This is a genomic window from Ruegeria sp. HKCCD7221, assembly GCF_013031225.1.
GTDB lineage: Bacteria > Pseudomonadota > Alphaproteobacteria > Rhodobacterales > Rhodobacteraceae > Ruegeria.
Genome location: NZ_WPZE01000002.1, coordinates 127,290 through 151,772 on the forward strand (window position 1 = coordinate 127,290; position 24,483 = coordinate 151,772).

25 protein-coding genes and 1 riboswitch are annotated in these 24,483 nt (G+C 57.8%); of the genes, 15 read left to right on the forward strand and 10 right to left on the reverse strand.

Annotation, left to right across the window (positions count from 1 at the left end):
* Positions 1-37 precede the first annotated feature (37 nt).
* Entirely contained in the window at positions 38-556 is a 519-nt protein-coding gene (locus tag GOX73_RS06255; RefSeq protein WP_171123838.1) for a murein L,D-transpeptidase family protein, read from the forward strand.
* Here the strand turns inward: GOX73_RS06255 and GOX73_RS06260 are convergent.
* The 7 genes from GOX73_RS06260 to cysQ all read right to left on the reverse strand — a co-directional run bounded on the left by GOX73_RS06260 (position 540) and on the right by cysQ (position 8,526).
* On the reverse strand, positions 540-1,985 hold the full coding sequence (locus GOX73_RS06260) for a sulfotransferase family 2 domain-containing protein (RefSeq protein WP_171123840.1): 1,446 nt from the start codon (positions 1,983-1,985) through the stop codon (positions 540-542). The two genes, GOX73_RS06255 and GOX73_RS06260, sit on opposite strands and share 17 nt — an antisense overlap.
* A gap of 6 nt (positions 1,986-1,991) precedes the next feature.
* A complete protein-coding gene (locus GOX73_RS06265; RefSeq protein ID WP_171123842.1) occupies positions 1,992-3,692 on the reverse strand; it encodes a beta-1,6-N-acetylglucosaminyltransferase in 1,701 nt (566 codons plus the stop codon).
* Positions 3,689-4,675, reverse strand: coding sequence for a glycosyltransferase family 2 protein (locus GOX73_RS06270; RefSeq protein ID WP_171124653.1), 987 nt, complete (start codon positions 4,673-4,675; stop codon positions 3,689-3,691). The genes GOX73_RS06265 and GOX73_RS06270 overlap by 4 nt, the downstream gene beginning before the upstream one ends.
* Before the next feature lie 167 nt (positions 4,676-4,842).
* A complete protein-coding gene (locus GOX73_RS06275) occupies positions 4,843-5,817 on the reverse strand; it encodes a glycosyltransferase family 2 protein (protein WP_171124655.1) in 975 nt (324 codons plus the stop codon).
* A 67-nt stretch (positions 5,818-5,884) separates the two neighbouring features.
* The gene (gene galE, locus GOX73_RS06280) at positions 5,885-6,868 is read right to left on the reverse strand and encodes a UDP-glucose 4-epimerase GalE (protein WP_171123844.1); all 984 of its coding nucleotides are present in this window, start codon (positions 6,866-6,868) and stop codon (positions 5,885-5,887) included.
* Positions 6,869-6,928: 60 nt separating this feature from the next.
* A complete protein-coding gene (locus GOX73_RS06285; RefSeq protein ID WP_171123846.1) occupies positions 6,929-7,729 on the reverse strand; it encodes a manno-octulosonate cytidylyltransferase in 801 nt (266 codons plus the stop codon).
* Entirely contained in the window at positions 7,729-8,526 is a 798-nt protein-coding gene (gene cysQ / locus GOX73_RS06290; RefSeq protein WP_171123848.1) for a 3'(2'),5'-bisphosphate nucleotidase CysQ, read from the reverse strand. Before cysQ ends, GOX73_RS06285 begins: the two co-directional genes overlap by 1 nt.
* 122 nt (positions 8,527-8,648) lie before the next feature.
* Between cysQ and GOX73_RS06295 the strand changes: the two genes are divergently transcribed.
* Positions 8,649-9,470 carry an ABC transporter permease gene (locus GOX73_RS06295; protein ID WP_171123850.1) on the forward strand — a complete coding sequence of 274 codons (822 nt, stop codon included), beginning with the start codon at positions 8,649-8,651 and terminating at the stop codon, positions 9,468-9,470.
* Here GOX73_RS06295 and GOX73_RS06300 read toward each other — a convergent pair.
* Positions 9,467-10,069: an alpha-ketoglutarate-dependent dioxygenase AlkB gene (locus GOX73_RS06300; RefSeq protein WP_171134825.1), complete on the reverse strand. Its 603-nt coding sequence runs from the start codon at positions 10,067-10,069 to the stop codon at positions 9,467-9,469. The genes GOX73_RS06295 and GOX73_RS06300 overlap by 4 nt on opposite strands.
* Before the next feature lie 212 nt (positions 10,070-10,281).
* Here GOX73_RS06300 and dnaK point away from each other — a divergent pair, with 212 nt between their 5' ends.
* The 13 genes from dnaK (at position 10,282) to radC (ending at position 21,887) form a co-directional block, all read left to right on the forward strand.
* Positions 10,282-12,189 (forward strand): molecular chaperone DnaK, encoded by a 1,908-nt coding sequence (gene dnaK / locus GOX73_RS06305; protein WP_171123854.1) that lies wholly within the window; start codon positions 10,282-10,284, stop codon positions 12,187-12,189.
* 74 nt (positions 12,190-12,263) lie between these two features.
* Positions 12,264-13,415, forward strand: coding sequence for a molecular chaperone DnaJ (dnaJ, locus tag GOX73_RS06310; RefSeq protein ID WP_171123856.1), 1,152 nt, complete (start codon positions 12,264-12,266; stop codon positions 13,413-13,415).
* Between the two features lie 173 nt (positions 13,416-13,588).
* Positions 13,589-13,695: riboswitch (TPP riboswitch) on the forward strand.
* Positions 13,696-13,742: 47 nt separating this feature from the next.
* Positions 13,743-14,546 (forward strand): bifunctional hydroxymethylpyrimidine kinase/phosphomethylpyrimidine kinase, encoded by an 804-nt coding sequence (gene thiD, locus GOX73_RS06315; RefSeq protein ID WP_171123858.1) that lies wholly within the window; start codon positions 13,743-13,745, stop codon positions 14,544-14,546.
* On the forward strand, positions 14,543-15,520 hold the full coding sequence (locus GOX73_RS06320; protein ID WP_171123860.1) for an FAD-dependent oxidoreductase: 978 nt from the start codon (positions 14,543-14,545) through the stop codon (positions 15,518-15,520). Before thiD ends, GOX73_RS06320 begins: the two co-directional genes overlap by 4 nt.
* On the forward strand, positions 15,504-15,698 hold the full coding sequence (gene thiS, locus GOX73_RS06325) for a sulfur carrier protein ThiS (RefSeq protein ID WP_171123862.1): 195 nt from the start codon (positions 15,504-15,506) through the stop codon (positions 15,696-15,698). Before GOX73_RS06320 ends, thiS begins: the two co-directional genes overlap by 17 nt.
* 2 nt (positions 15,699-15,700) lie before the next feature.
* Positions 15,701-16,465 carry a thiazole synthase gene (locus tag GOX73_RS06330; protein ID WP_171123864.1) on the forward strand — a complete coding sequence of 255 codons (765 nt, stop codon included), beginning with the start codon at positions 15,701-15,703 and terminating at the stop codon, positions 16,463-16,465.
* A complete protein-coding gene (locus GOX73_RS06335; protein ID WP_171123866.1) occupies positions 16,462-17,058 on the forward strand; it encodes a thiamine phosphate synthase in 597 nt (198 codons plus the stop codon). The genes GOX73_RS06330 and GOX73_RS06335 overlap by 4 nt, the downstream gene beginning before the upstream one ends.
* Entirely contained in the window at positions 17,055-18,017 is a 963-nt protein-coding gene (locus GOX73_RS06340; protein WP_171123868.1) for a HesA/MoeB/ThiF family protein, read from the forward strand. Before GOX73_RS06335 ends, GOX73_RS06340 begins: the two co-directional genes overlap by 4 nt.
* Positions 18,018-18,036: 19 nt before the next feature.
* Entirely contained in the window at positions 18,037-18,972 is a 936-nt protein-coding gene (locus GOX73_RS06345) for an ABC transporter substrate-binding protein (RefSeq protein WP_171123870.1), read from the forward strand.
* Positions 18,969-19,643: a thiaminase II gene (gene tenA / locus GOX73_RS06350; protein ID WP_171123872.1), complete on the forward strand. Its 675-nt coding sequence runs from the start codon at positions 18,969-18,971 to the stop codon at positions 19,641-19,643. Before GOX73_RS06345 ends, tenA begins: the two co-directional genes overlap by 4 nt.
* Positions 19,640-20,365 (forward strand): ABC transporter ATP-binding protein, encoded by a 726-nt coding sequence (locus GOX73_RS06355; RefSeq protein WP_171123875.1) that lies wholly within the window; start codon positions 19,640-19,642, stop codon positions 20,363-20,365. The genes tenA and GOX73_RS06355 overlap by 4 nt, the downstream gene beginning before the upstream one ends.
* Entirely contained in the window at positions 20,362-21,096 is a 735-nt protein-coding gene (locus tag GOX73_RS06360) for an ABC transporter permease (RefSeq protein WP_171123877.1), read from the forward strand. Before GOX73_RS06355 ends, GOX73_RS06360 begins: the two co-directional genes overlap by 4 nt.
* A 35-nt stretch (positions 21,097-21,131) precedes the next feature.
* Positions 21,132-21,887 (forward strand): DNA repair protein RadC, encoded by a 756-nt coding sequence (gene radC / locus GOX73_RS06365; protein ID WP_171124657.1) that lies wholly within the window; start codon positions 21,132-21,134, stop codon positions 21,885-21,887.
* Positions 21,888-21,890: 3 nt separating this feature from the next.
* Here radC and GOX73_RS06370 read toward each other — a convergent pair whose 3' ends face one another.
* Together GOX73_RS06370 and GOX73_RS06375 are read right to left on the reverse strand one after the other, a co-directional pair.
* On the reverse strand, positions 21,891-23,447 hold the full coding sequence (locus tag GOX73_RS06370; protein ID WP_171123879.1) for a phosphate ABC transporter substrate-binding/OmpA family protein: 1,557 nt from the start codon (positions 23,445-23,447) through the stop codon (positions 21,891-21,893).
* Between the two features lie 23 nt (positions 23,448-23,470).
* Entirely contained in the window at positions 23,471-24,388 is a 918-nt protein-coding gene (locus GOX73_RS06375; RefSeq protein WP_171134826.1) for a hypothetical protein, read from the reverse strand.
* Between the last annotated feature and the right edge of the window lie 95 nt (positions 24,389-24,483).

Here is a 24,483-nt window from a genome sequence, read left to right on the forward strand (position 1 = left end):
ATAATCCTGAAAAAAACAAAACGGCAGGCAGTGAAACATGGATCGTCGAGCATTTGGATTGGGTGCTATGGCAACGCTGGGCCTTTCGGCCTGCGCCTCGGCAAACCCCAGATTTCTGACATATGATGGACCCGAAGTGACATCTTTGGTCATCAACAAAAGTGCGCGGAAGATGTATCTTCTGCACAACGAACACGTTCTAAAAGAATACAAGGTGGATCTGGGTTTTGCGCCCGCGGGGACCAAGACCAAACGCGGTGATGGTCGCACGCCCGAAGGCACGTACCTGATCGACCGCCGCAATCCCAACAGCAGTTATCATCTGTCCCTTGGGATTTCTTACCCAAACTCGGATGACGTTGCACAGGCAAAGGCAGCAGGCGTTGATCCCGGTGGCGATATCTTTATCCACGGCCAGCCCAACAAGCGATCTGAACGCAAACGCGCGAAAAAGACGCCGGATTGGACGGCCGGATGCATTGCGGTCAAGAATGAAGAGATTGAAGAAATCTACGCAATGGTGAACCGCGGTACGCTGATCACTCTGCGCCCTTAACAGGTTTCCACGCACCAAATCCGAATTGCATATAGTCGCGCTGGTAGGCATCTGCCGCCAGCGTTTCGAGCGCTTCGTCGTAGATCTCGCCCAGCGTGTAAGGGCTGTCAGGGTCGGTTATTGTTGGCACCGGCGGGGTTTCGTACCCCAGCGACCGGGCCAGATTGGGAAGGGCTGATGCCAGTTCTTCTTCCCTCAGGATCACATCGGGCAGGGCAAATGACGCCATTCCTTCCAACACTTGCGCCTGACTGCACCACATTCCGTCAACGCGAACCGGCGTCTGGCCCGCAAGGTTCTGGCGCAGAAACTGCAAGAAAGCGGAAAATGCCTCTAGGTGTTGGTCGATAGGGTAGTTGTCTTTGCGCAATTGGCCTGGAATGGGAATTTTGAACCGATTGCGCAGCATATTTCGGATCTTCAGATAAGAACCCGGTCCGGTGCTTAGGATTTTAGAACAAAAAACGGAATGCGCACGGGCCAACGGATGGCGCAGCACGGTGAACTTCCGGTGACCGGGATGGGAAACCATCCACGTCCGTGCCTGCTTTCGGTTCTGGTTGGTGATCAGGGCATCCATTTCCACCCCATCCAGATCAGCCAGCCATTGCGAAACCTGTGCTTCAACCCCTCCGCGCACAGGCAGGTACATCAGTGGTGTGTTCGGCGCGGCCACGTAGTTGGCTACTGCCGGACCACGCTGGGGTTCAAAATTGGGGGTGCGATACAGATTGAACCTGTCGACTTGGGACAAGTCACGCTCAAGCTGATCCGGGTTTGTGACCTTGGACAGGGTCGCCTCGGGGTTTTGAGGTTTCAGCGTGTCATCAAGTTCCGTAAGTCGCCCGGCAACACCCAGCCATTCTGCCAGACCATTCAGCGATTCCAGCCGATTTAAATCGTCATACGCGATGTAGAATGGGGTCTGACCCGAGTCTTGCAGGTGATGAAGCAGCAAAAGTTGGAAGTTCTGCTGTTGGTCCAGGTATTTCTGAAATTCGACCACTTTAAATTCGATGCGGGCCTCACGCCTGCGTTTTACGTTTTTTAGCTGCCATTGTTTGGTTTCCCGCGCAATTTGTAGTGACACGAAACTGTCCAATGGGTTTCGCGTCAGGATAATCTTGGCGCAGCGGGGATCGCTTAGAACAGGCTCTAACACGCGTGGATCGTGGCCATCAAAAAAGCGGAATCCATTCAGCTCGCCTGGCGCCTCGCGGATCGCGTCCAGCAGGTCGGTCGGATTCTGGTCCCGCTGCTCAATCGAAATGCCCAGCAGTTCTTCGGTTTTCAATCGCCCTATGAAATGCGGGTTGAACGCCTCGCCGTGGCTGGTGACCCCGTCCAATGCGTTCAGGTTGGCCTCCAGCAGGTTCGAGCCCGTGCGCATGGCGGCAAGAATAACGAAATAGTCGAATTTTTGGCTCATATCCGGTTATCGCACCAAATAAGGTTTTGGATATGGCCTGACCTGTTTTCCGAACACGTCGTCTGACGGAAAGTCGCCCATCATGTAGGGATGCATCCCCTGGTTCTTGAGGTTTTGCAGGAATTGGCCAAATCCCGAAAGGTCAACCATGGTCGGGGTCTGTGTGAGATGGCTTTGGTTTTGAATGCCTATTTCCCCGACCACCGCCTGAAGCGGTTCCATCGGTGTTTCAACAAATTCCGCAAGAGACCACGTTCGAACCCGTGCCTTAGTCCAGACCGAGTTCAAAACCTCAAGCTGTTTGGTTTCGATCTGCTGAAGCCGGGCGGCCTCGTTGCGAATATCCGAAAAATTCAGGTTGGACCGAAACAGCGGGATGGCCCATGCGCCGGTGATCACCGAGACTTGGGCATTCTTGTCACGCGCCAGAAACCAGTTGATCTTTTGTGTATCACGGGGCCCGAACTGAAAACACTGCCGCTCGCCTCGGGTATTCCAGACAAGGTTGGATAGAAAGGCGGTCGGGTTATAGTCCCGCAATTTCGCACAATCGCTCAATGCGCCGTTTATGATGGTTTCTCCGCCCGAGAACTCTGCCCGGCTGGGTGCGAAAAGGTGGCCGTGCACGCGCCCGCCTGTTGTTTCAGTCAGCCAAGGCTCAAAATCCTCGAACAGTTCAGCAAAGCCCTGAAAGACGGAATATGGGAAACAGGTCAGGCCATTCTCGCTGCCATGACGGGGAAAGCGGCTTTGCATATACAGCCCGTCCCGTCCCCGTGTGCGGCGTTCGACCGCCTTCGAGAATACGCGGTCGATCTTCCCCGGATTGGGTTCTGCCGGTTTCATTGTGCCAGCCTGATCGGCGAGAAAGGACTGATACAGTCGATCCGCGTCGCGCCAGACCTTACGGGCCACAAAACAATCAGACCTGCGCAAAAGCTGCAGGTGGTCGTCGTAGAATATATGCGGACGCCCCTGATAGTCGAATTTAGACAGGGTGAGTGACCGACTTTCGATTTGGATCGAATAAAGGCGCGCCAATGTCTGAAAATAGCTTTCGTCGGGTATCCAGACCCGGCGAAAATACCGATCATACACCTTGCGCTTGGGGTCCTGCAAAATGGCGGACAGCGTCTGACGGGTCAGGCACCACCATTGGCTGCCCATGTGTGGCACCAATCCTTTGGGGATGCGGCGCCGCATCCCAAGCGCTCGTTGCAGCCGGACGTACAGATCGAACAGCTTGCGGTGCTTGCGCCACGAGAACGGAAACCTCAGCGTGAACCTTTCCTGATCCAGCCCTCCGATGGTCCAGCTAACATCGGCAGTGGTTGCGCTTTCGATGAAATCCACGCGTGGACGTTCCGCAAGATAGTCGACAAGTTCGGAAACGGGACGCAGTGGAAGGCAGGCACCCGACGACAAGTAAACGTGGTGAACATCCGGGAACGCGTCCAGCATCAGTTCGGCCGCGGATTGCGAGGCTGCCACGATGCTCCACCCACCCCACTGGCACGTGTGTCGCTCGGAAAATCGGATCAGCGGCGTGTCCGCACAGGATGCGGCCAGATCGGAATATGCCTTGTCCGAGACTTTTTGATCGACGTGAATGACAACAGGACACCCGGCGGTGGCCCAATGGCGCGCAACCTGCTCGACCCGGTGCAGCGCAGAATGAACTAGCATGACGATGCCAAGTTTGCTCATGCCCAGTTTCCTTTGGACATGAGCCCCAGAATTTCGAGCTGCCGCCAGTTGATGTATTTCTCGGACCAGTCGCACCAAAAGACGGGCTGGTCGTCCAACCCTTGGGCATAGGCGCGGTATTCCCCCGATCTTCGATAGTGTTGGCCGCGCTCCATTTCTTCGCGGGCCTTATCTCCCAAAGTGTCGATCAGCTTGGCATGCAGCAGCGCCCCGCTGGTCTTTTCGCCGCCCCATTCGTCATAAACTTGGTTCAGGCCGCGCGGCAGCAGAGAGTGGGTCGAACTGACATAAACATAGCGCCGGTCCCACTTGACCAGCGGTATCTTGTTCAGCGCGGGGGCTTTGGATGGGTTGTCCCGGAAAAACACCCGCGCGCGTGGGCCGCCCTGAATCCACAGGTTTCCGTAGTCGTGGTTCTTTGTGATCATGTAGTTGCCCGAGTCGAACCAGCGGGCGATTTCGAACGGGTCCTGACCCTCAGTGTAGGGTTCGGCTTCAACAGGGCCACGCGGGTACATGTCGATCAGCATCGTGCCAAAACTGCGTACGGCGCATCCGTCCAGCCAATCGGTCAATGCCCGCACCGGGCGGGTGTCGCAGAACGGGTAAATAAAGAACTCATCCGGGTCGACTGTCAGAACCCAATGACCATGCGCGTATTTGCGCAGCAGGTAATTCGACCAGTCGATGCCGAACGTAGCCCGCTTATAGCTTGCATCAGCCCGCCAGACTGAAACATCCGGTTGATCGGCTAGAAATGCGCCGGTTCCGTCATCACTGTCATTGTCGACGAACAAAAAGTGATTGACCCCCAGACGGCGGTAATATTCCAGAAAAAATGGCAGGCGAATTTTTTCGTTTCGCACGACGCTCACCAACAGGACATTACGCCGTTTGATATTCTGTGTTTTCGTCGAAACGGCCGTAAGATCACGCCGTTTTCTAAGGCAGCGCAAAATACGGCGCTTGCGCCGCAATCTCATTCGGTAAGAATCCAACAGGCTCACGTGACTGCCCTACCTTTTGATTTACGCGAGCATACCCGGGGCCTGGATCAGCCAAAGTGGTGCCGGGTCATTATCGGGTTATGCCACTTTTCCATCTATCGAGGCAACGCATTTACAAGCCGTTAGCCGAAGAGGCCGAATTTTCAATCAATATTGCCCATCAGCCCAAGCTGCTGCAGTTGCCTCCAGCCTGTGTAACGCTCTGACTGAGGTGTCCACATTAAGGGGCGATTAATTATCCCGTCATAATAGTCCGCGAACTGATCGGGGTTATGGAAATGCTGCCGCCGGGTTTTTTCGACCTTCGATTTCTCGATCACCTCGGGCAGAAACTTGGTGTGCAGTAATACGCCCGACGGTCTGCTGTCATCTGGGCCGTCATAGGCCGCGTTCAATTTTCGCGGTAAGGCCGAATGGCACGAATTTACGTAAGCATACCGCCGGGACCACCGAACCAGAGGAAGCTTGTTCAACGTCGGGGACTGCCGCGGCGTGTCGGCAAAGAACATTCGTTCGCGCGCGCCGCCCTGTACCCATAGATTTCCCAAGGGAGATTGCCGTTTTGCGCGGTAAGGACCGGGGTCAAACCAGCTCAGAACTGCAGTTGGGTCAGTGTCGGGTTCATAGCCCTGAACCCCCAGCTGGTCCTTGGGATAAAGGTCCAGCATCAGCGCGCCAAACGCGTCGCGACCCTGTTGGTCCAGAAGGGACGTCAGATCATGAAGGGATTGCGTATCATGCTCTGGGTAGATCAGCAGCTCATCGGCATCCACCATTAGCGTCCAGTGCTCGTGCCCATGCCGCATCTGTAACCAGGTCAGCCAGTCCAGCCCGTACCGCGCATCGCGATAGCTGGCATGCGTCTGCCACAGCGACACGTCCGGCTGGTCATAAAGAAACACGACCGACCCGTCCTCGCTGCCGTTATCCACAATCAGAAAGTGATCCACACCCAAGGCCCGATAGTGCCGCAGAAACCAGGGCAGGCGGGTAATTTCGCTCCGAAGGGTCGTAAAGGCCAGAATGTCGCCCGGTTTGATCGCGCGGGTTCGATCCAATAGCGGAGTCAACTGGCGGCGGCTGCGAAATGATCTCCACAACAGCCGCCGTCGTTTCATGCGCAGCCGGTACTTCTGCACCCATGAAAGGGGCGGCAGAATATCCTCGGTACCGGTCACAGGGGGCTCATTTCTCGTAATGGCCGTTTTGATGCCAGCGCCACGCGTCGGCAATCATCGCCTCTAACGTAGATCTATTCGGCGCCCAGCCTAGTTCGTCACCGGCGCGCACCGACCCTGAGACCAGCTTGGTGCAGTCCCCGGCCCGGCGCGGTCCGATGGAATAGGGCACGTCGCGATTGGTTACGGACTTGGAATGTCCGATAACCTCCATCACGGAAAATCCGCTGCCTGTCCCAAGGTTGAACACGCGGCTGCCCTTGTCCTGTTCCAGCCAGTTCAGACCCAGAACATGCGCATCGACCAGATCGCAGACATGGACATAGTCGCGGATGCAGGTTCCGTCCGGTGTGTCATAGTCGGTGCCAAACACCGTCAGGCCGTCGCGCTTGCCGTCGATGGCATCCAGCATCAGCGGGATCAGATGAGTTTCAGGGCGGTGGAATTCGCCCACTTCACCGTCAGGGTCTGCGCCCGCCACGTTGAAATACCGGAAAATCACGTGGTTCAGACCATGCGCTGCCTGAAAGTCGCGCAGAATATCTTCGATCGCCCGTTTGGATGCACCATATGCGTTAAGCGGTTCCTGCGGCGTGTTTTCGTCCAGCACGACATTGTCGTGTTCGCCATAAGTGGCGCAGGTCGATGAGAACACGAAGTTCAGGCACCCGGCGGCAACGGCGGCCTCGATCAGAGACAGCGATCCGGTGACATTGTTGGTCCAGTATTTGCCCGGTTCCGACATCGCCTCACCCACCTGGCTGAGGGCCGCGAAATGCATCACGGCGGCGGGCTGGTATTTGGCGAAAACCTCGTCTAGCCGGGCGCGGTCCAATAGGTCGCCCTGTTCAAAGGGGCCGAATTTCACAGCGTCCTGCCAACCGGTAATCAGGTTGTCAAAGGTCACAGGCGTGTATCCTGCTTGCGACAACGCTTTGCAGGCATGCGACCCGATGTAGCCGGCACCGCCGGTCACAAGAATATTAGTCATTCAAAAGTCCAATTTGTCTTGCCGCCCAGAAAGGCCGATTATTTCTGATATGCACCGCGGTCAGTCCAGCCCCATGGCGGCCATCATTTGTTCCAGTTTCGGCACGTCCTGCGGGTTGTTCAGTTCCCAGAACTGACGACCCTTGGCTTCAACCTCGACGCAAAGAACCTTGCGCCCGTTTTCCATGAAGCGCAGTTGTTCCAGACCTTCCAACTGTTCCAGCGGGCCAACGGGCCATGTGGGGTAAGCAGCCAGAGCATCAGGACGATAGGCATAAACGCCGACGTGGTGAAAAACTGGGGTGTCGTCCGCCGATGCATAGGTCTGGGCGGTATAGGGAACCACTTCTTTCGAAAAATACATGGCGCTGTGATCTGCGGCGAAGACGGCGGTCGTGCCGCCGACGCGCCCGTGCTTGCGATCGTTCAGAAGGCTGTTCAGCGCATCACCGTCGCAGCGCAGAACCGGTGTGGCGACGCCTGCATCTGGTGCGTCGCGCAGCCCTGCGATCAGGTCTTCGACGAACCAATGCGGGGTCAGCGGTGCGTCGCCCTGTAGGTTGACCACGATGTCATAGCCCATGCCCAGATTGGCGTGGGTTTCTGCACAGCGTTCGGTGCCATTTCCACAAGATTCCGAGGTCATGACAACTTCGGCCCCGAATTCTTCGGCCGCGTCACGGATGCGGTCGTCATCGGTGGCGACAACCACCTTGTCCACACCGGATACGGAACAGGCCGCGCGCCATGACCGTTCAATCAGGGTCATTGCTTTGCCACTTGCTCCGGTCAGGGGAACCAGGGGTTTGCCCGGATAGCGGGTCGAGGCATAGCGGGCGGGAATGGCGATCAGAACGGACATCAGGCTTCCTTCAGGTCAACACCCGGAGCGTAGGCGATGAAGAACGGGTTTGCATAGCCGTCCTTGCCATAGGTCAGAGGTGTATGGTCGTCAAAGCGAACCACATTACCGCCAGCGCCTGCCAGAATGGCGTGACCTGCGGCTGTGTCCCACTCCATCGTGCGGCCGACGCGGGGGTACAGATCGGCCTCACCCGTTGCCACCAGACAAAATTTCAGCGATGAGCCGGCGCTTTTGCTGTCCTGCACCTGATACTTATTGATGTAATCCTCGGTCGCCTGATCCCGGTGTGATTTCGAAGCCACGATCAAAAGTGCGGAATTGTCCGGTTTAGAGACTGAGATCGAGGTCGTTTCGCCGATATTGTCCTTATCGAGCGCGCCGGTTTCCTCAACCGATTGTCCGTCGGGTTGCGTGTAAAACATGCGTCCTTTGGCAGGGGCATAGACCACACCTCGGGTCGGCGTGCCATTTTCAACAAGTGCGATGTTCACGGTGAAATCGCCGCGGCGGTTGATGAATTCCTTGGTCCCGTCCAGTGGGTCGACGATCAGGAACGTGTCGCCTTTTTCCGAGTGCGAGTCTGCCTGTTCCTCGGTCACCAGCAGAATATTCGGGAAAGCGTCGCGCAAACCCGCCGAGATCAGGGCGTCTGCGGCCTCATCAGCTTCGGTCACTGGGCTGGAGTCGGATTTGACCTTCACGTCGAAATCATCCGAATTATAGATTTCCATGATCTTGTCGCCAGCTTCCAAAGCCAATCGGCGGATGACGGGGATAAGGGCGTCGTACGTCACAAAAATGCTCCGTTCCTGTGATTTGTTGATTGAATATTCTGTCGGCCTTATGATGTGCCAGTTACGGATCGGCAAGAATTTCGTGACAGTTTACAGGCGATTGGGCAGGAAACGACGCACGCGTGTTTTATTTTAAGCGAAATCAGACCCTTTTGGGTGGCGCGTTCACAACGGCTGAACTGGTGTTTCACGCCGTCGTGCGCAACATCCGCGCGGGTCATTCCAACGCAATTATCGCAATTGTGAAGAATGTCATTCAGGTTCTGGCACTGCTCACTGTCTTTTACCTGATAATGTCCTTTCTTGGGACCCGCGTTGCGAAGGTTCGGGGTGAGTTCATTTTGTTTCTGCTGTCGGGTATCTTTCTGTTCCTCACACATGTCAAAGCGGTTGGTGCAGTGTCCGGTGTTGGTACCGGCGACAACCCGATGATGCTGCATTCGCCGATGAACATGATGGTGGTTCTGTTGGCTGCCGCGTTTGGAACGCTTTATACGCAGTTGGTATCCATTTTCGTGATCCTGTTCGGTTACATAGTCGTCGTTGCCCCGTTGGAAGTTCAAGATCCAGGCGGTGCGTTCTACATGCTGATATTGGCTTGGTTCACGGGGTGCGCTGTAGGTGTGGTGTTCATGGCCCTGAAGCCGTGGTTTCCAACGACTTCGACGATTCTGAGCACGATTTATCGCAGATTGAACATGGTCTTTTCGGGAAAGATGTTCGTGGCAAACGCGCTGGGCGGTTTCATGTTGACGATGTTTGCGTGGAACCCGTTGTTTCATATCATCGACCAGTGCCGCGGATTTGTGTTTCGGAACTATTTTCCGCGCAACACCAACTGGGAATATCCAATCTGGGTTGGCTTGACGCTGTTGCTGATTGGTCTGTTGGGAATTTTCTACACGCGCCAGCAAATCTCGCAGAGCTGGAACGCGCGCCGCTAACTGGCTACGCGCAGGGTCAGGTTGATCCTTCCGCCTTTCGGCAACAGCTTGGATGACCCGAAACGGATGCGATCCACGCCGTGATAGGTCAGGCGCGCAGGGCCACCCATAATCACGACATCGCCCGAGTTCAGCCAGATCGACTCGGTCTTGCCGCCTCGGGCGCTGTTGCCAATGCGGAACAAGGCGTCATCGCCAAGCGAAATTGAGAGAACCGGCCAGGAAAAATCTGCTTCGTCCTTGTCCTGATGCAGCCCCATTCGGGCATTTTCGCCGTAATAGTTGATCAGGCAGCAATCCGGGTCACGTTCCGCGCTGGCCAGATCGCGCCAGACTGCAAGAATGGGTTCGGGGATTGACGGCCAACTGACCCCTTTGGGATGCTGCGACTGATACCTGTAGCCCGCGCGATCTGTCACCCAACCCAACGATCCGGCCGAGGTCATGCTAACGGACATTTCCTTGCCCGAGGGCGTAACAGGCCGGAACAAAGGCGCGGACTTCAGAATCGGGCGCAGTACCTCGACCAGCCCTGTTTGTTCAGTGCTGTCCAGATAGGCTTTTCTGATGTCGAAATCGCGCAAAATCAGCCGCGCCATCGCAGAATCCTCAATCCTTGCCAAAACCTTGCGAAAAAAGGCCACAGAATCCCGAAAACCTGCGATTTACACCGCTTGCAGGCTTTTGGTCCCGCCCTTATATACGCCGGGACGCGTGATGGTGTAGGGCTATTGCGCAAATCAGATCGGGGGCGGGTGCCATAACGGGTCCGGACCTCGGACATCGCCTTGAAGAGAAAGGGATTGAACATATGAGTAAAGTAATCGGGATTGACCTCGGAACCACCAACTCGTGCGTGGCCATCATGGACGGCTCGCAGCCGAAGGTCATCGAAAACGCCGAAGGGGCGCGGACCACGCCCTCGATCGTCGCCTTCACCGAAGATGAGCGACTGGTCGGTCAGCCTGCAAAACGTCAGGCGGTCACCAACCCCGACAACACGATCTTTGGCGTCAAGCGTCTGATCGGCCGTCGTGTGGATGATGCAGAAGTCGAAAAAGACAAGAAAATGGTGCCTTATGCCATCGTCAATGGCGGCAATGGCGACGCATGGGTTGAAGCCCGTGGTGAAAAGTACTCCCCAAGCCAAATCTCGGCCTTCACTCTGGGCAAGATGAAGGAAACCGCCGAAAGCTATCTGGGTGAGGAAGTCACGCAGGCGGTTATCACCGTTCCAGCCTATTTCAACGACGCACAGCGTCAGGCTACCAAAGACGCTGGTAAAATCGCTGGTCTGGAAGTGCTGCGGATCATCAACGAACCGACGGCTGCCGCGCTGGCCTATGGTTTGGATAAAGAAGAAACCCAAACCATTGCGGTCTATGACCTTGGTGGTGGTACCTTCGACGTGACCATCCTGGAAATCGACGACGGCCTGTTCGAGGTCAAATCGACCAATGGTGACACCTTCCTGGGTGGTGAAGACTTTGACATGCGCATCGTCAATTACCTGGCGGATGAGTTCAAAAAGGAACACGGTGTCGATCTGTCCAGCGACAAAATGGCCCTGCAGCGTCTGAAAGAAGCCGCTGAGAAAGCCAAGATCGAACTGTCCTCGACCTCGCAGACCGAGATCAACCAGCCGTTCATCTCGATGGGCGCCAACGGCCAGCCGCTGCACATGGTCATGAAACTGACCCGTGCCAAGCTGGAATCGCTGGTGGGCGATCTGATCAAGAAGTCGATGAAGCCTTGCGCGGCTGCACTGAAAGATGCGGGTCTGTCGGCTGGCGACGTGGATGAGGTTGTTCTGGTCGGTGGTATGACCCGGATGCCGAAAGTGATCGAAGAGGTCACCAAATTCTTCGGTAAAGAGCCGCACAAAGGCGTAAACCCGGACGAAGTGGTTGCCATGGGCGCCGCCATTCAGGCCGGTGTTCTGCAGGGCGACGTTAAAGACGTGGTTCTGCTGGACGTTACCCCACTGTCGCTGGGTATTGAAACGCTGGGTGGCGTGTTCACCCGTCTGATCGACCGCAACACGACCATCCCGACGAAAAAGTCTCAGGTCTTTTCGACCGCCGAGGACAACCAGAACGCCGTGACCATTCGCGTGTTCCAGGGTGAGCGTGAAATGGCTGCGGACAACAAGATCCTGGGTCAGTTCAACTTGGAAGATATCCCGCCCGCACCGCGCGGTATGCCTCAGATCGAGGTGACTTTTGACATCGACGCCAACGGCATTGTGTCGGTTTCGGCCAAGGACAAAGGCACCGGCAAAGAGCAGAAGATCACCATCCAAGCCTCGGGCGGTCTGTCCGACGCGGACATCGAAAAGATGGTCAAGGACGCCGAGGATAATGCCGAGGCCGACAAGGAACGCCGCGAGCTGGTGGACGCCAAGAACCAGGCGGAAAGCCTTATCCATTCGACCGAGAAGTCGATGGAAGAGCATGCCGACAAGGTCGACCCGACCACCATCGAAGCCATCGAGCTGGCGATTGCCGCGCTGAAAGACGAGCTGGGAACCGAGAATGCCGACAAGATCAAGTCGGGCATCCAGAACGTCACCGAAGCGGCCATGAAGCTGGGCGAGGCCATCTACAAGGCGCAAGCCGAAGAAGGTGAGGATGAGCCTGCAGCGGCAGACGCAGCGCCGGGCGATGATGATATTGTCGACGCCGAGTTCGAAGATCTGGACGACGACAAGCGTAACTAACGGGTAACCGGGCCAATTCGGGCCGGTCCGGTTGTCGGGCCGGCCCGATTACGTTGAGGCAGAAGGAAATACTGATGTCAAAACGCGACTACTATGATGTGCTCGGCGTATCAAAGGGCGCATCAGCGGACGAGATCAAGAAAGGCTTTCGCAAGAAAGCCAAGGAATTGCATCCCGACCGCAACAAGGACAACCCGGATGCCGAGGCGCAGTTCAAGGAAGCGAACGAAGCCTATGACGTTCTGCGCGATGCCGAGAAAAAGGCCGCCTATGACCGCTTTGGCCATGCCGCGTTTGAAAACGGCATGGGTGGTGGTGGCCGTCCCGGTGGTGGGTTTGGTCAGGGCGACTTTTCCAGCGCATTTTCTGACGTATTTGACGACCTGTTCGGTGATTTCATGGGTGGTCAGCGTGGCGGGGCCGGCGGCGGCCGTCGTGCTGCACGTGGATCAGACCTACGCTACAACCTGCGCGTGACGCTGGAAGAGGCATTCTCGGGGCTTCAGAAAACCATCAACGTCCCCGCTGCAGTTGCCTGCTCCGCCTGTGACGGTTCGGGCGCGGAAAGTGGCGTCGAGCCTACAACCTGCCCCACATGTTCCGGCATGGGCAAGGTCCGCGCGCAACAGGGCTTTTTCACGGTAGAACGGTCTTGTCCGACCTGTTCGGGCCTTGGCCAGATCATTAAGAATCCCTGTAAATCCTGTGGCGGCGCAGGCCGCGTCGAAAAAGAGCGCGCATTGTCCGTGAACATCCCTGCCGGTGTTGAAACCGGTACGCGCATTCGTCTGGCAGGCGAGGGTGAGGCCGGGATGCGTGGTGGCCCTCCGGGTGATCTCTATATCTTTGTCGAGGTTTCGGATCACAAACTGTTCGAACGTGACAGCGTGAACCTTTATTGCCGCGTCCCCGTCAGCATGGCAAAGGCCGCGCTTGGTGGGTCGATCGAGGTGCCGACGATCGACGGCGGCCGTGGTCGCGTGCAGATTCCGGCTGGAAGTCAGTCGGGCCGACAGATGCGTCTACGCAGTAAGGGTATGCCTGCGCTGCGTGGTGGCGGTGTCGGCGATATGTTCATCGAATTGGCGGTGGAAACACCGGTGAACCTGACCAGCCGTCAGAAAGAGCTTTTGAAAGAGTTCGACGACTTGGGCGAAGACAATCATCCCGAATCCAAAAGCTTCTTCTCTTCGGTGAAATCGTTCTGGGACGGGATGAAGGGCTGAAGCCTTCAGTCAGGGGGCTCTGCCCCCGCCGCCCATTCGGGCGACTCCCCCGGGATATTTTTAGCCAGATGAAGCAGGGGATCCGTTCTTCATCTGGCCAGAAATATCCCGGAGCGCGAGGCAGAGCCTCGCAGAATCCTCTTGATTAATCCGACCGCGCCTGAGATGTTCTGCGCCAACCGTTGGGGTGCCCTGATCATGGGGCTGAGAGGTGCAAATGCGCCAACCCATCGAACCTGATCCGGGCAATACCGGCGGAGGGAACGGTCGTACAGTTTACTGACGTTATCCACGCCACCGTTGTCCCTACTGAACCGGAGCAACCAAATGGCGCCTATTGCATTGACAATTGCAGGATCGGACAGCGGCGGCGGCGCCGGAATACAGGCCGATCTTAAGGCGATGTCGGCGCTGGGTGTGTTTGGCGCGAGTGTTGTTACGGCGGTAACGGCGCAGAACACCCGTGCGGTGACCGCCGTGCATGGAATACCGCTGGAGGTTATCGCCGCGCAGATTGATGCTGTTCTGACTGATCTGAAGGTTGGTTCCATCAAGATTGGAATGTTGGCGACACCTGAGATTATCCATACCGTGGCCGACAGCATCGCAGCTTTTGAAGGTCCGATTGTTTTGGATCCCGTGATGGTCGCCAAGTCGGGGGATGCCTTGTTGGCGCAGGACGCGGTCCAAACCTTGCGGGATGTGCTCTTACCTCGCGCTTCGGTATTGACGCCCAATTTGCCGGAAGCTGCGTGTCTGTTGGGCAGCGCAGCGGCTACGTCTCCTGCGGAAATGGCGGATCAGGGGCGTACCTTGTGTGCATTGGGGGCAAAGGCCGTATTGATGAAGGGCGGTCATGGCGTAGGGGATATTTGCCACGATGTACTGCTGGACGCTTCGGGCGTTGTTGGCGAATATACAGCCCCACGTGTTGAGACCCGCAACACGCACGGCACCGGTTGCACGTTGTCATCCTCGATTGCTGCGGGATTGGCCAAAGGTCTGGCACTGCCCGATGCGGTCGCGCAGGCGCATGAGTATCTTCAGGGGGCAATCGCTAAGGCGGATGAGCTGAATATCGGACAGGGCCACGGGCCGGTTCATCACTTTCATCGGGTGTGGACGGCATGACGCTTTGGTCGGTCATAGGGGCCGGTGTTGCCGGTTTGACTGTCGCCAGCGAGCTTGTGTCCCGTGGCGCGAAGGTGCAGGTTTTTGACCCCGGCGGCCCTCCGGGTGCGCATGGGTGTTCCTGGTGGGCTGGCGGTATGTTGGCTCCGTGGTGCGAGTATGAAAATGCCGAGGAACCAGTGCTGCGCCTGGGGCAAGGCGCGTTGGAATGGTGGGGCACGCGCACCGTGGTACATCGGCGCGGTACTCTGGTTGTTGCCAATTCAAGAGATTTGCCTGATCTGCGCCGGTTCTCGCGTCGGACGCATGGATTTAAGGACGTCGATCAGCCGGAAATAGTCGAATTAGAGCCTGATTTAACGGGTTTTCCTAAGGGCCTGTTCTTTTCGAACGAGGCGCATCTGGATCCGCGTCGCGCGCTGCTGGACCTGTATCGGCGGTTGCAATCAGAGGGTGTGGTATTTCATCAGAAACTTGCCCCGTCTGGTTTGAAAAACACCATTGATTGTCGGGGTTTGCACGCGCGCGAGACATTGCATGACCTTCGTGGGGTCAAGGGTGAGATGCTTGTGATCCGGTGCCCTGACGTTACCCTGTCTCGGCCCGTACGCCTGTTGCACCCGCGGATGCCGCTTTACATCGTGCCGCGCGGCAATGGCGTCTACATGCTGGGCGCGACAATGATCGAATCTGAGGACAGCAGCCGTATCACCGCGCGGTCCATGTTGGAATTGTTAAGCGCCGCATACGCGCTGAACCCCGCCTTCGGAGAAGCGGAGGTGCTGGAAATCGGTGTCGACCTGCGCCCGGCTTTCTCCGACAACCTGCCGCGCATTCGGCGTCTGGGGCATACGATTTATGCGAACGGGCTGTATCGTCATGGTTACCTGTTGGCCCCGGCACTTGCGCAGGGTGTGGCTGATCTGGCGCTTGAGAACAAACATTCGGAGATGGTCGATGAAGATCGTGCTTAACGGTGAACCACGCGAGGTGCGCGCCGAAACCTTGTCGGACTTGTTGCTGGAATGCGGGTTTACCGGTCGTGTCGCGACGGCGGTGAATGAAGACTTTGTACCGTCGACCCTACGCGTCGCCCATAAACTGACTGACGGCGACAGGGTCGAAGTTGTTGCGCCGATGCAGGGGGGCTGAAGGTGAAGACGTTCTATGGCACCAAACTGCCGAATCCATTGATGCTGGGGACTGCGCTGTATCCCAGCCCGGCAATACTAGAAAAAGCATTTCGGGAAAGTAGAGCCGGGGTCGCCACCGTGTCCTTGCGGCGCGAATCTGGTGCCGGGCAGACGTTTTGGCAAATTATCCGCGACCTTGGCGTTTTGGTTCTGCCCAACACCGCTGGCTGCCATACCGTTAAAGAGGCCGTGACTACGGCGCATATGGCGCGCGAGGTGTTTGATACCAAGTGGATCAAACTTGAACTGATAGGCCATACCGACAGCCTGCAGCCGGATGTGTTTCAATTGGTCGAGGCGGCCCGCATCCTGACCGGAGATGGGTTTCAGGTCTTCCCGTACACCACTGACGATCTGGTTGTGGCAGAACGCCTGTTGGGGGCCGGGTGCGAGGTGCTGATGCCCTGGGGCGCGCCGATTGGGTCGGGGCGCGGGCTGAACAACGAATACGCGCTGCGCGCGCTGCGCGCCGAGTTTGCTGATGTCCCGTTGGTGATTGATGCGGGGATCGGCCTGCCAAGTCACGCGGCACACGCGATGGAGTTGGGGTATGACGCCGTGCTTCTCAATACAGCCGTGGCGCGGGCGGGCGACCCGGCGGCGATGGCGCGAGCCATGATGTTGGCGATCGAGGCGGGGCAACTGGCGCATGAGGCCGATCCGATCGAGGCCCGAGATATGGCTGAGCCTTCGACCCCAGTGATCGGAAAGGCGTTTCTGTCATGACGCTGGACCGGTTTTACCCAATTTTCGATCACTCCGACTGGTTGCGCCGCATGTTGCCGCTGGGCGTCAAACTGGTCCAGTTGCGGATCAAAGATCAGCCGGATGAGGTGGTGTGGGAACAGATTTCTGCGTCACTGGACCTCTGTCGAGCACACGGCGCGGTGCTGGTAGTGAACGACTATTGGCAGGCCGCCATTGATGCGGGGTGTGACTGGATCCATCTGGGGCAGGAGGATTTGGACGACGCCGATCTAAAATCCATCCGTAAGGCTGGGCTGAAGCTGGGCGTGTCCACCCATGACGATGATGAGCTGGAGCGTGTTCTGGCGATGGACCCGGATTATGTGGCGCTTGGTCCTGTCTACCCGACGATTCTGAAGAAAATGAAATGGGAACAGCAGGGTTTGCCGCGCGTAACAGAGTGGAAGGCACGGGTGGGCGACATTCCCCTAGTCGGTATCGGTGGCATGAGTGTGGAGCGTGCACTGGGCGTATTGCAGGCGGGTGCGGATATCGTTTCGGTCGTGACAGATATCACCCTAAACGCCGACCCCGAAGCCCGCGTGCGCCAATGGATCGAGGTCACGCGATGAGCCGTTACGCGCGTCAAACCCTGTTGCCCGAAGTCGCGGCCGAAGGTCAGGCGCGCTTGTCCGACGCTCGGGTTCTGGTGATTGGCGCCGGAGGTCTGGCGGCACCGGTTCTTCCCCTACTTGCCGGTGCCGGTATCGGGCAGATCACGATTGTAGATGGTGACACGGTTGCCTTGTCAAACCTGCACCGCCAGACGTTGTTTGCCGAAGCGGATTGTGGGCGGCCCAAAGCTGCGGTCGCTGCTGAACGGTGCCGCGCGTTGAATGGCGAGATCAACGTAATTGCGAGTGAACAGGCCCTAACAAGCGAAAACGCAGCCGACTTGGTGGCGCAGGCAGATGTGGTTCTGGATTGTGCTGACAGTTACGCCGCCAGCTATATCCTGTCCGACACGTGTTTTGGCGCGGGAAAACCACTGATCACCGCGTCGGTTCTGGGTCTGTCGGGTTATGTCGGTGGGTTCTGCGGCGGTGTCCCGTCGCTGCGCGCTGTGTTCCCGGATGTGCCGGACAGTGGGGCAAGCTGTGCAACGGCAGGTGTCTTGGGTCCTGTCGTTGGATTTATCGGTGCGATGCAGGCGCAAATGACGCTGAACCTGATATTGGGGCTGGACCCCTCGCCCTTGGGTCAGATGGTTCAGTTCGACGCGCGAACCCTGCGCAGCACCACTTTTCGCTTTGACAATGCGCCCGAGCCCGATCGGCATTTCAGATTTGTCTCCCCGGGCGATCTGACCGAGGACGACTTGATCGTTGAACTACGCGGCGAAGACGAAGCACCGAAACCCGTGCATCCGAATGCGCGGCGCCTGTCGCTCAACGCCCTAAAATCGGAGCCTAACAAAGGGAAAACACTGGCTTTGTGCTGCGCCACAGGTTTGCGCGCCTGGCGCACCGCTGAAGAATTACAACCGGATTGGTCCGGCGAGATTGTCCTCGTCGCGGCCGCAACCTCGTGAACAGAAGGAAACGCGAGACATGAAAAAGCTGATCACAGCCATCGCTCTGCTGGCCGCCGCGCCTGCATGGGCCGAGGACAAGATGACCGTGCTGCTGGACTGGTTCATCAATCCCGACCACGGTCCTATCATCGTCGCTCAGGAAAATGGCTACTTCGCAGATGAGGGGCTTGAGGTCGAGATCGTCCCACCTGCGGACCCGTCTGCGCCCCCGCGTCTGGTTGCTGCGGGTCAGGCGGAATTGGCCGTGTCTTATCAACCGCAACTGCATCTGCAGATCCATGAGGGGCTGCCGCTCAAGCGGGTGGGCACTTTGGTTGCGACGCCGCTGAACTGCCTGCTGGTTCTTGAGGACGGCCCGATCAAATCGCTTGCCGATCTCAAGGGCAAGAAGGTTGGATTCTCGGTCGCAGGCGTGGAAGAGGCGATCCTGACTGCGATGCTGAACGCACATGGTGTTGCACTGGACGATATCGAGCTGATCAACGTCAACTTTTCGCTGTCGCCGTCGCTGATGACCGGCCAGGTCGACGCGGTGATCGGTGCGTTCCGTAACTTTGAGCTGAACCAGATGGATATCGAAGGCGTCGCAGGCCGTTGCTTCTATATCGAGGAAGAAGGCGTTCCGCCCTATGATGAACTGATCTATGTCGCCAATCCCGACAAGATGGACACCGACATGATCGCCCGTTTTCTGGCAGCGACCGAGAAAGCCACCCAGTACATCGTCAACAACCCCGAAAAAAGCTGGGAAATTTTCGCCGCCACGTCGCCTGAGCTGCAGGACGAACTGAATGCACGGGCATGGGTCGACACTCTGCCCCGTTTTGCCCTGCGTCCAGCGGGTTTTGACGCTGGCCGTTATGCCCGGTTCGAAGAATTCCTCAAGGACAGCGGCATGATCGACAGCATCAACCCAGTCAGCGACATCACTATCGACGTGACGGCACAATGAGCGAGTACGGCAAGGCCTTCGCGCTGATGCGCGACGCGGCGCAAGGGCCGTGGCGGGACTATACCCGCCACGCTTTTGTCGAAGGGCTGAAGGACGGAAGCCTGCCGCGTGACGCGTTCCTGCACTATCTGCGTCAGGACTATGTGTTTCTGATCCACTTTTCTCGTGCCTGGGCCTTGGCGGTGGTAAAATCGGAAACCCATTCCGAGATGCTGACTGCAGTCGGTACCGTGAACGCGCTGGTGGCCGAGGAAATGCAGCTTCATATTGGTATATGCGAGGCCGAAGGTATCTCGGGCGAGGAACTGTTCGCCACCCCTGAACGTGCCGAGAATTTGGCCTATACGCGGTTCGTGCTCGAGGCGGGCTATAGCGGCGATTTGCTGGATCTGCTAGCGGCCCTAGCGCCCTGCGTGATGGGCTATGGCGAGATCGGAGCACGGCTGGCGATCGAGGCCACGTCCGAGACCTATCGCGACTGGATCAACACCTATGCAGGCCCAGACTACCAAGACGCATGCAAGGCGGTGGGAACGTTGCTGGATCAGGCTCTAACGCGACGCATTGGACCGGATTTTGAAACCTCGCCACGGTGGGACAGGCTGTGCCAGACCTTCCGAACCGCCACAGAGCTAGAGGTCAATTTCTGGCAAATGGGCCTGACACCATGACCCCTGCACCCGATCTAACCATAAGCGGCACGGCCACCATTGACGGAGCGACGCTGTTCGCGCCGCTTAGCCTGACCCTTGGGTCGGGACAGTGGACCTGTTTGCTGGGGGGGTCGGGTGTTGGAAAGACCACAGTCCTGCGCTTGATCGCAGGGCTTGATACGGGTGCGGATTTTGATGGCCGGATTACCGCAAGTGATGGTCAGACCGTGGCGGATCGCGTCGCGTATATGGCGCAGGACGATCTGTTGTTGCCGTGGGCGACAGTTGCGCAGAACGTATCATTGGGCGCGCGGCTGCGCGGTGAGACACCCGATATCGAACGCAGGGACCGTTTGATCGAACGGATGCGGCTTCAGGATCACATGGCCAAGAGACCGTCAGAACTGTCCGGCGGGCAACGCCAGCGGGTCGCGTTGGCGCGAACCCTGATGGAGGATCGGCCCATCGTTTTGCTGGATGAGCCGTTCTCGGCCCTGGATGCGCGTACACGAGCCGATATGCAGGACCTTGCCGCCGATGCGCTGAAGGGCAGGACCGTTCTTTTGGTGACCCACGATCCGGGCGAGGCCGCGCGGCTGGGTCAATCCATTGTGGTGATGACACCACAGGGGCTGACCTCATGCGATCCCCCTGCCGCGCCTGCGCCGCGCCATGTGGATGATCAGGAAACGCTGGAAACGCAGGGTGCTTTGTTGCGACTGCTGAGAGAGGCTGCATGAAGATCCTGTCGGCCCTTGCTGCAACCGTGTTTGCGCTGGTTCTTTGGCAGGTGATCGTCAGCCTGACCGGGTTGCCGAAATTCATCCTGCCCGGCCCTGCTTTGGTTGCCGAGACATGGTGGCAGAATCGCTGGATCATCGCGGAACACACGTGGATTACGGCGGTTGAGGTGGTGATCGGTCTGGCCTTTGGGACGGTTTTGGGAGTTCTGACCGCCTTGCAACTGGCCAATTCACGCGCGGCGCGGGTGTTGGTGCAGCCGATGCTGGTCTTTACCCAAGCCTTGCCGGTTTTCGCGCTGGCACCTTTACTGACCCTGTGGCTGGGATACGGGTTGTGGTCCAAGGTCGCCATGGCCGTGTTGATCATCTACTTCCCGATCACGTCCTCCTTCTTTGACGGGCTGATGCGGACGCCACAAGGGTATCTGGACCTTGCGCGCACCATGCAGGCCAGCCCCCGCGCCGTGTTGTGGCACATTCGTATACCCGCCGCGCTGCCGTCGCTGGCCTCGGGGATGCGGCTGGCGGCCGTTTATGCTCCGATCGGGGCGGTGATCGGCGAATGGGTCGGGTCCTCGCAAGGGTTGGGTTATCTGATGCTGTTGGCCAATGGGCGCGCCAAAACCGATCTGATGTTTGCTGCGATGCTGACGCTGGGGGTATTTTCCATCCTTTTGCACCTGATTGTCCGACGGGCCACTGCGCGCATGGCGGGCGAGGCGCGTTAACCATTCAGAAACTGATTCTGAGCCAATCTTTGAGTATGACTCAGGATGCCTTTGCCGAAGCCCCCTCATTGTTCGACTTTGACGAAGCCCCGGGGCAACCTTTGCCGACGGGTAAGTTGCCGTCTTATATCAAGGATCACCGCAAGCGGCTGCGCGAACGGTTCATGGCTGGCGGTTCGGCTGCCATGCCGGATTACGAGTTGCTGGAACTGGTCCTTTTCCGCGCGATCCCTCGGCAGGATGTTAAACCTCTGGCGCGTGCCCTCATGGACACATTCGGCGATTTCAACCGCGTTCTGACTGCGCCAGAAGAACGGCTGCGGCAGATCAAAGGCGTGGGTGATACGGTGATCACCGACCTCAAGATACTCGAAGCCTGCGCCCACCGGATGGCACGGGCGCGGGTGATGCACCGGCACGTGATTTCCGGCTGGGATGCTTTGCTGGACTATTGCCACACAACCATGGCGCACCGCGAGACTGAACAGTTTCGGGTGTTCTTTCTGGACCGCAAGAATGTGCTGATCGCGGATGAGGAACAAGCCAAGGGCACGGTGGACCATGTGCCAGTCTACCCGCGCGAGGTTGCCAAACGCGCGCTTGAGCTAAACGCCTCGGCCCTGATCCTTGTGCATAACCATCCCTCGGGTGATCCGACGCCGTCGCAATCGGACATCGACATGACAAACCGAATTCAGGATGCCTGCACAGCCTTGGGGCTGACGCTGCACGATCACCTGATCATCGGAAAATCAAATGAGCTGAGTTTCCGCTCCGAAGGGTATCTGTAGCTGTCACTCGACCCAGACCTCGACCCGGCGATTGACCTTGCGGCCCCAATTCGTGTCATCGCAAGCCATTGGCATCGCTTCACCAAATGCATCCACATTCAGTTCGACGCTGTCTGGCACCGTGGTCTCGACGGCTGCCACCACTGCATTGCGAACCGTTTTCGCGCGCAGCAGGGCGATACGTGCATTGCCTGCGGCGGGACCGTCGCCATCGCTGAACCCGACAAAGGTCAGCTTGCGCGCATCGAATGCCCCGGATTCAATCTGTTGTGCCAGTTGCCGTATGTTGGACCGCGATTGCGCGTCAGGCCGGGACGATCCCGCCTCGAACCGAAAGGACAGTGACAAGCGTGAGAGGGGACGCAGCGTTTCGATCATGCGCTGCAATTCGTCCAGCCCGACCTCGGGGCCGCCTGACGCTATGGCGTTTGCCAGCCGATCCCCCTGTAACCCGATCTGCATCATTTCCGGGGCTTGATCGACAAAACCAGAGTTTCGGATCTGTAACTGTGCCGCATCGCTTTGGGTATAGGCCAGAAACTGCCTTGCGATCCGGGGCAGGCGGCGGTTGGGCAGATACAGGAACATGGGCGAAGTAAGGGGATAATCCTCGGTCTTGATGGTCTGCCGCGTGGCAGAAAGCGCATGACCGCACCCCCCGGTCAACGGCAGCGCACGAACAGTGTCCAGTTCAGCCTGACTTGCCAACCCGACGGCGAACGGGTCTTTTGCCACCTCTTGCACAAGCGAACCGCTGTGAATATGGCGAACCACGCTTTCTGACAGGGCTGCGTCTGATGGCACAAACAACTGGTCCTCGGCAATCTGGGCCAGTCCTGAACCGGCACTGGGCAAATGGGTTGAGATCGGCGCATCCGGACCCCCCAAATCTGCCCAGTTCACGATCTCTCCTGCAAAGACCCGAACCAGATCGGTCGGGGAAATCTGCCGCACGGGATTATCCATTGCAACGATCGGGACCAGCGCGTCCAATGCCACGACACGCGACCGGCGCACATGGGTCAGGTCGCCCAGACCGGCCGCCTCTGCCGCGGTTTGCTCATCATCGCGTATTTCGCGCAGGGCCATCACGATGTCGGTCTCGTTATTGGTCAGATCGACAAAACCCTGCCCTGTGTTGTTTGCGCTGAAAAAGAACCGCCCCAGCGGTGCATTCCGACCCGTTTTCTGCAGCTCGATCACGAGGTTGCCAGACTCGGAATCATGAGACGTGGCCAGCAACCCCTCTTGCCGGGCGAAACCTGTGATCAGTGCCGGCAGAACTTTTTCAGCCATCACGGACGAGCCTGAGAAACGCACCTCTGCCACGAAATCAGTCAGGCTGGGGCATGCTGGGCCGTCACACGTGACGCCTGATCCATCAACGGTCAGCGTTCCGAACGGAGTGTCCACCCGATAGAACTCACCATCAAAGCCAAGCAGATTGCCGACAACCTCAACCTTACCGTCGTGGGATGTCAGGGTGATATCCTGCGCGGACACGTTTTTGGATAGCGTCAGCGAAATAAGTGCAGCGACCGCCACACGAAGAAAGGTCATAAGAAGATCGAGCCTGCCTGCGTTTAATTTGCGGCGATTGTCAGGTCTTCGATCAGATTATTCAACACAAGAAACTCACCCGTTTGGGTACAATTCGGCAGGTTGAGCGTCATCTCGCGCGATGTCAGCCGGCGATCCGAGCGCAATTCAAAGGACTGAACGCTCAAATCGCGGTCGCAGTTGGCGTCTGTCACTTCGGCTTCGACCGTCAGGGCAATTGACCCTGACTGGCTGATCTGAGCGGCTGGAAAGGAATACACTTCGACATTGCGCGCGCTTTCCAGACCGGAATGGCCAAGAGTAACGACATTGCCCGCGCCCTGCGCATTCGGATCAGAGGAAACATGACCCGCGCCGCCATAGCTTGCCCCAAATTCAAGGGCGTGGATTTGCAGATCGGTCTCGCCCGACCACTGAAGGGCAATCCGGTTGTATTGGTTCAGGTCCGGGACATGCGTGGTTGCGACCGTACCATTCTGATCGTCGACCGAGATCAGAAAGATTGCATATTCGGACAACGCCGGAAGCGTCAGCTCCATCCGCCCGTTTTCGTCGGTCATCTGCGTCACGGCCAGGCCACTGTGCAGCACGTCAACCCGATGATTGGCGTGACAGGGCGCCCTGACAGTCAGCGCGGCGGCTGCACCCGGAACGGCATGCGCCCGCGCGCTTAGATTGCAATCCATCGGTTCTGAGGGGGCCGAACGGTTGGGTTGCAGGGATTTTCTGGATTGGGTCGCGTCCGTGGCTGGAGACGAGGAGGTCAGAACAATATCCTCCAGCCCGGCGATGATCGAAGCCTGGTCTGTCATTGCGGTCGCATTGACAACGGTCTGCGTGCCGTTCGGCTGCGCAGGTGATCCATTCTGCATCAGGTAACCGATCGCAAGGGCGCAGGCGACCGTGCCCCCGGTGGTCACGTAGTTCTTAATTACAAACAAGACACCCTCCCCAGTTGAAGGAGCGAGTCGCATACTGGAGATGAATCACGGCCAATATGTGGCCGTGAAACGGACTCATTGTGTCTGAATTACGT

Coding starts and splice junctions, on each gene's coding strand:
- GOX73_RS06255 (WP_171123838.1), top strand. CDS start 38: ATGGATCGTCGAGCATTTGGATTGGGTGCTATGGCAACGCTGGGCCTT.
- GOX73_RS06260 (WP_171123840.1), bottom strand. CDS start 1,985: ATGAGCCAAAAATTCGACTATTTCGTTATTCTTGCCGCCATGCGCACG.
- GOX73_RS06265 (WP_171123842.1), bottom strand. CDS start 3,692: ATGAGCAAACTTGGCATCGTCATGCTAGTTCATTCTGCGCTGCACCGG.
- GOX73_RS06270 (WP_171124653.1), bottom strand. CDS start 4,675: ATGAGATTGCGGCGCAAGCGCCGTATTTTGCGCTGCCTTAGAAAACGG.
- GOX73_RS06275 (WP_171124655.1), bottom strand. CDS start 5,817: ATGAAACGACGGCGGCTGTTGTGGAGATCATTTCGCAGCCGCCGCCAG.
- galE (WP_171123844.1), bottom strand. CDS start 6,868: ATGACTAATATTCTTGTGACCGGCGGTGCCGGCTACATCGGGTCGCAT.
- GOX73_RS06285 (WP_171123846.1), bottom strand. CDS start 7,729: ATGTCCGTTCTGATCGCCATTCCCGCCCGCTATGCCTCGACCCGCTAT.
- GOX73_RS06300 (WP_171134825.1), bottom strand. CDS start 10,069: ATGGCGCGGCTGATTTTGCGCGATTTCGACATCAGAAAAGCCTATCTG.
- dnaK (WP_171123854.1), top strand. CDS start 10,282: ATGAGTAAAGTAATCGGGATTGACCTCGGAACCACCAACTCGTGCGTG.
- dnaJ (WP_171123856.1), top strand. CDS start 12,264: ATGTCAAAACGCGACTACTATGATGTGCTCGGCGTATCAAAGGGCGCA.
- thiD (WP_171123858.1), top strand. CDS start 13,743: ATGGCGCCTATTGCATTGACAATTGCAGGATCGGACAGCGGCGGCGGC.
- GOX73_RS06320 (WP_171123860.1), top strand. CDS start 14,543: ATGACGCTTTGGTCGGTCATAGGGGCCGGTGTTGCCGGTTTGACTGTC.
- thiS (WP_171123862.1), top strand. CDS start 15,504: ATGAAGATCGTGCTTAACGGTGAACCACGCGAGGTGCGCGCCGAAACC.
- GOX73_RS06335 (WP_171123866.1), top strand. CDS start 16,462: ATGACGCTGGACCGGTTTTACCCAATTTTCGATCACTCCGACTGGTTG.
- GOX73_RS06340 (WP_171123868.1), top strand. CDS start 17,055: ATGAGCCGTTACGCGCGTCAAACCCTGTTGCCCGAAGTCGCGGCCGAA.
- GOX73_RS06345 (WP_171123870.1), top strand. CDS start 18,037: ATGAAAAAGCTGATCACAGCCATCGCTCTGCTGGCCGCCGCGCCTGCA.
- tenA (WP_171123872.1), top strand. CDS start 18,969: ATGAGCGAGTACGGCAAGGCCTTCGCGCTGATGCGCGACGCGGCGCAA.
- GOX73_RS06355 (WP_171123875.1), top strand. CDS start 19,640: ATGACCCCTGCACCCGATCTAACCATAAGCGGCACGGCCACCATTGAC.
- GOX73_RS06360 (WP_171123877.1), top strand. CDS start 20,362: ATGAAGATCCTGTCGGCCCTTGCTGCAACCGTGTTTGCGCTGGTTCTT.
- radC (WP_171124657.1), top strand. CDS start 21,132: ATGACTCAGGATGCCTTTGCCGAAGCCCCCTCATTGTTCGACTTTGAC.
- GOX73_RS06370 (WP_171123879.1), bottom strand. CDS start 23,447: ATGACCTTTCTTCGTGTGGCGGTCGCTGCACTTATTTCGCTGACGCTA.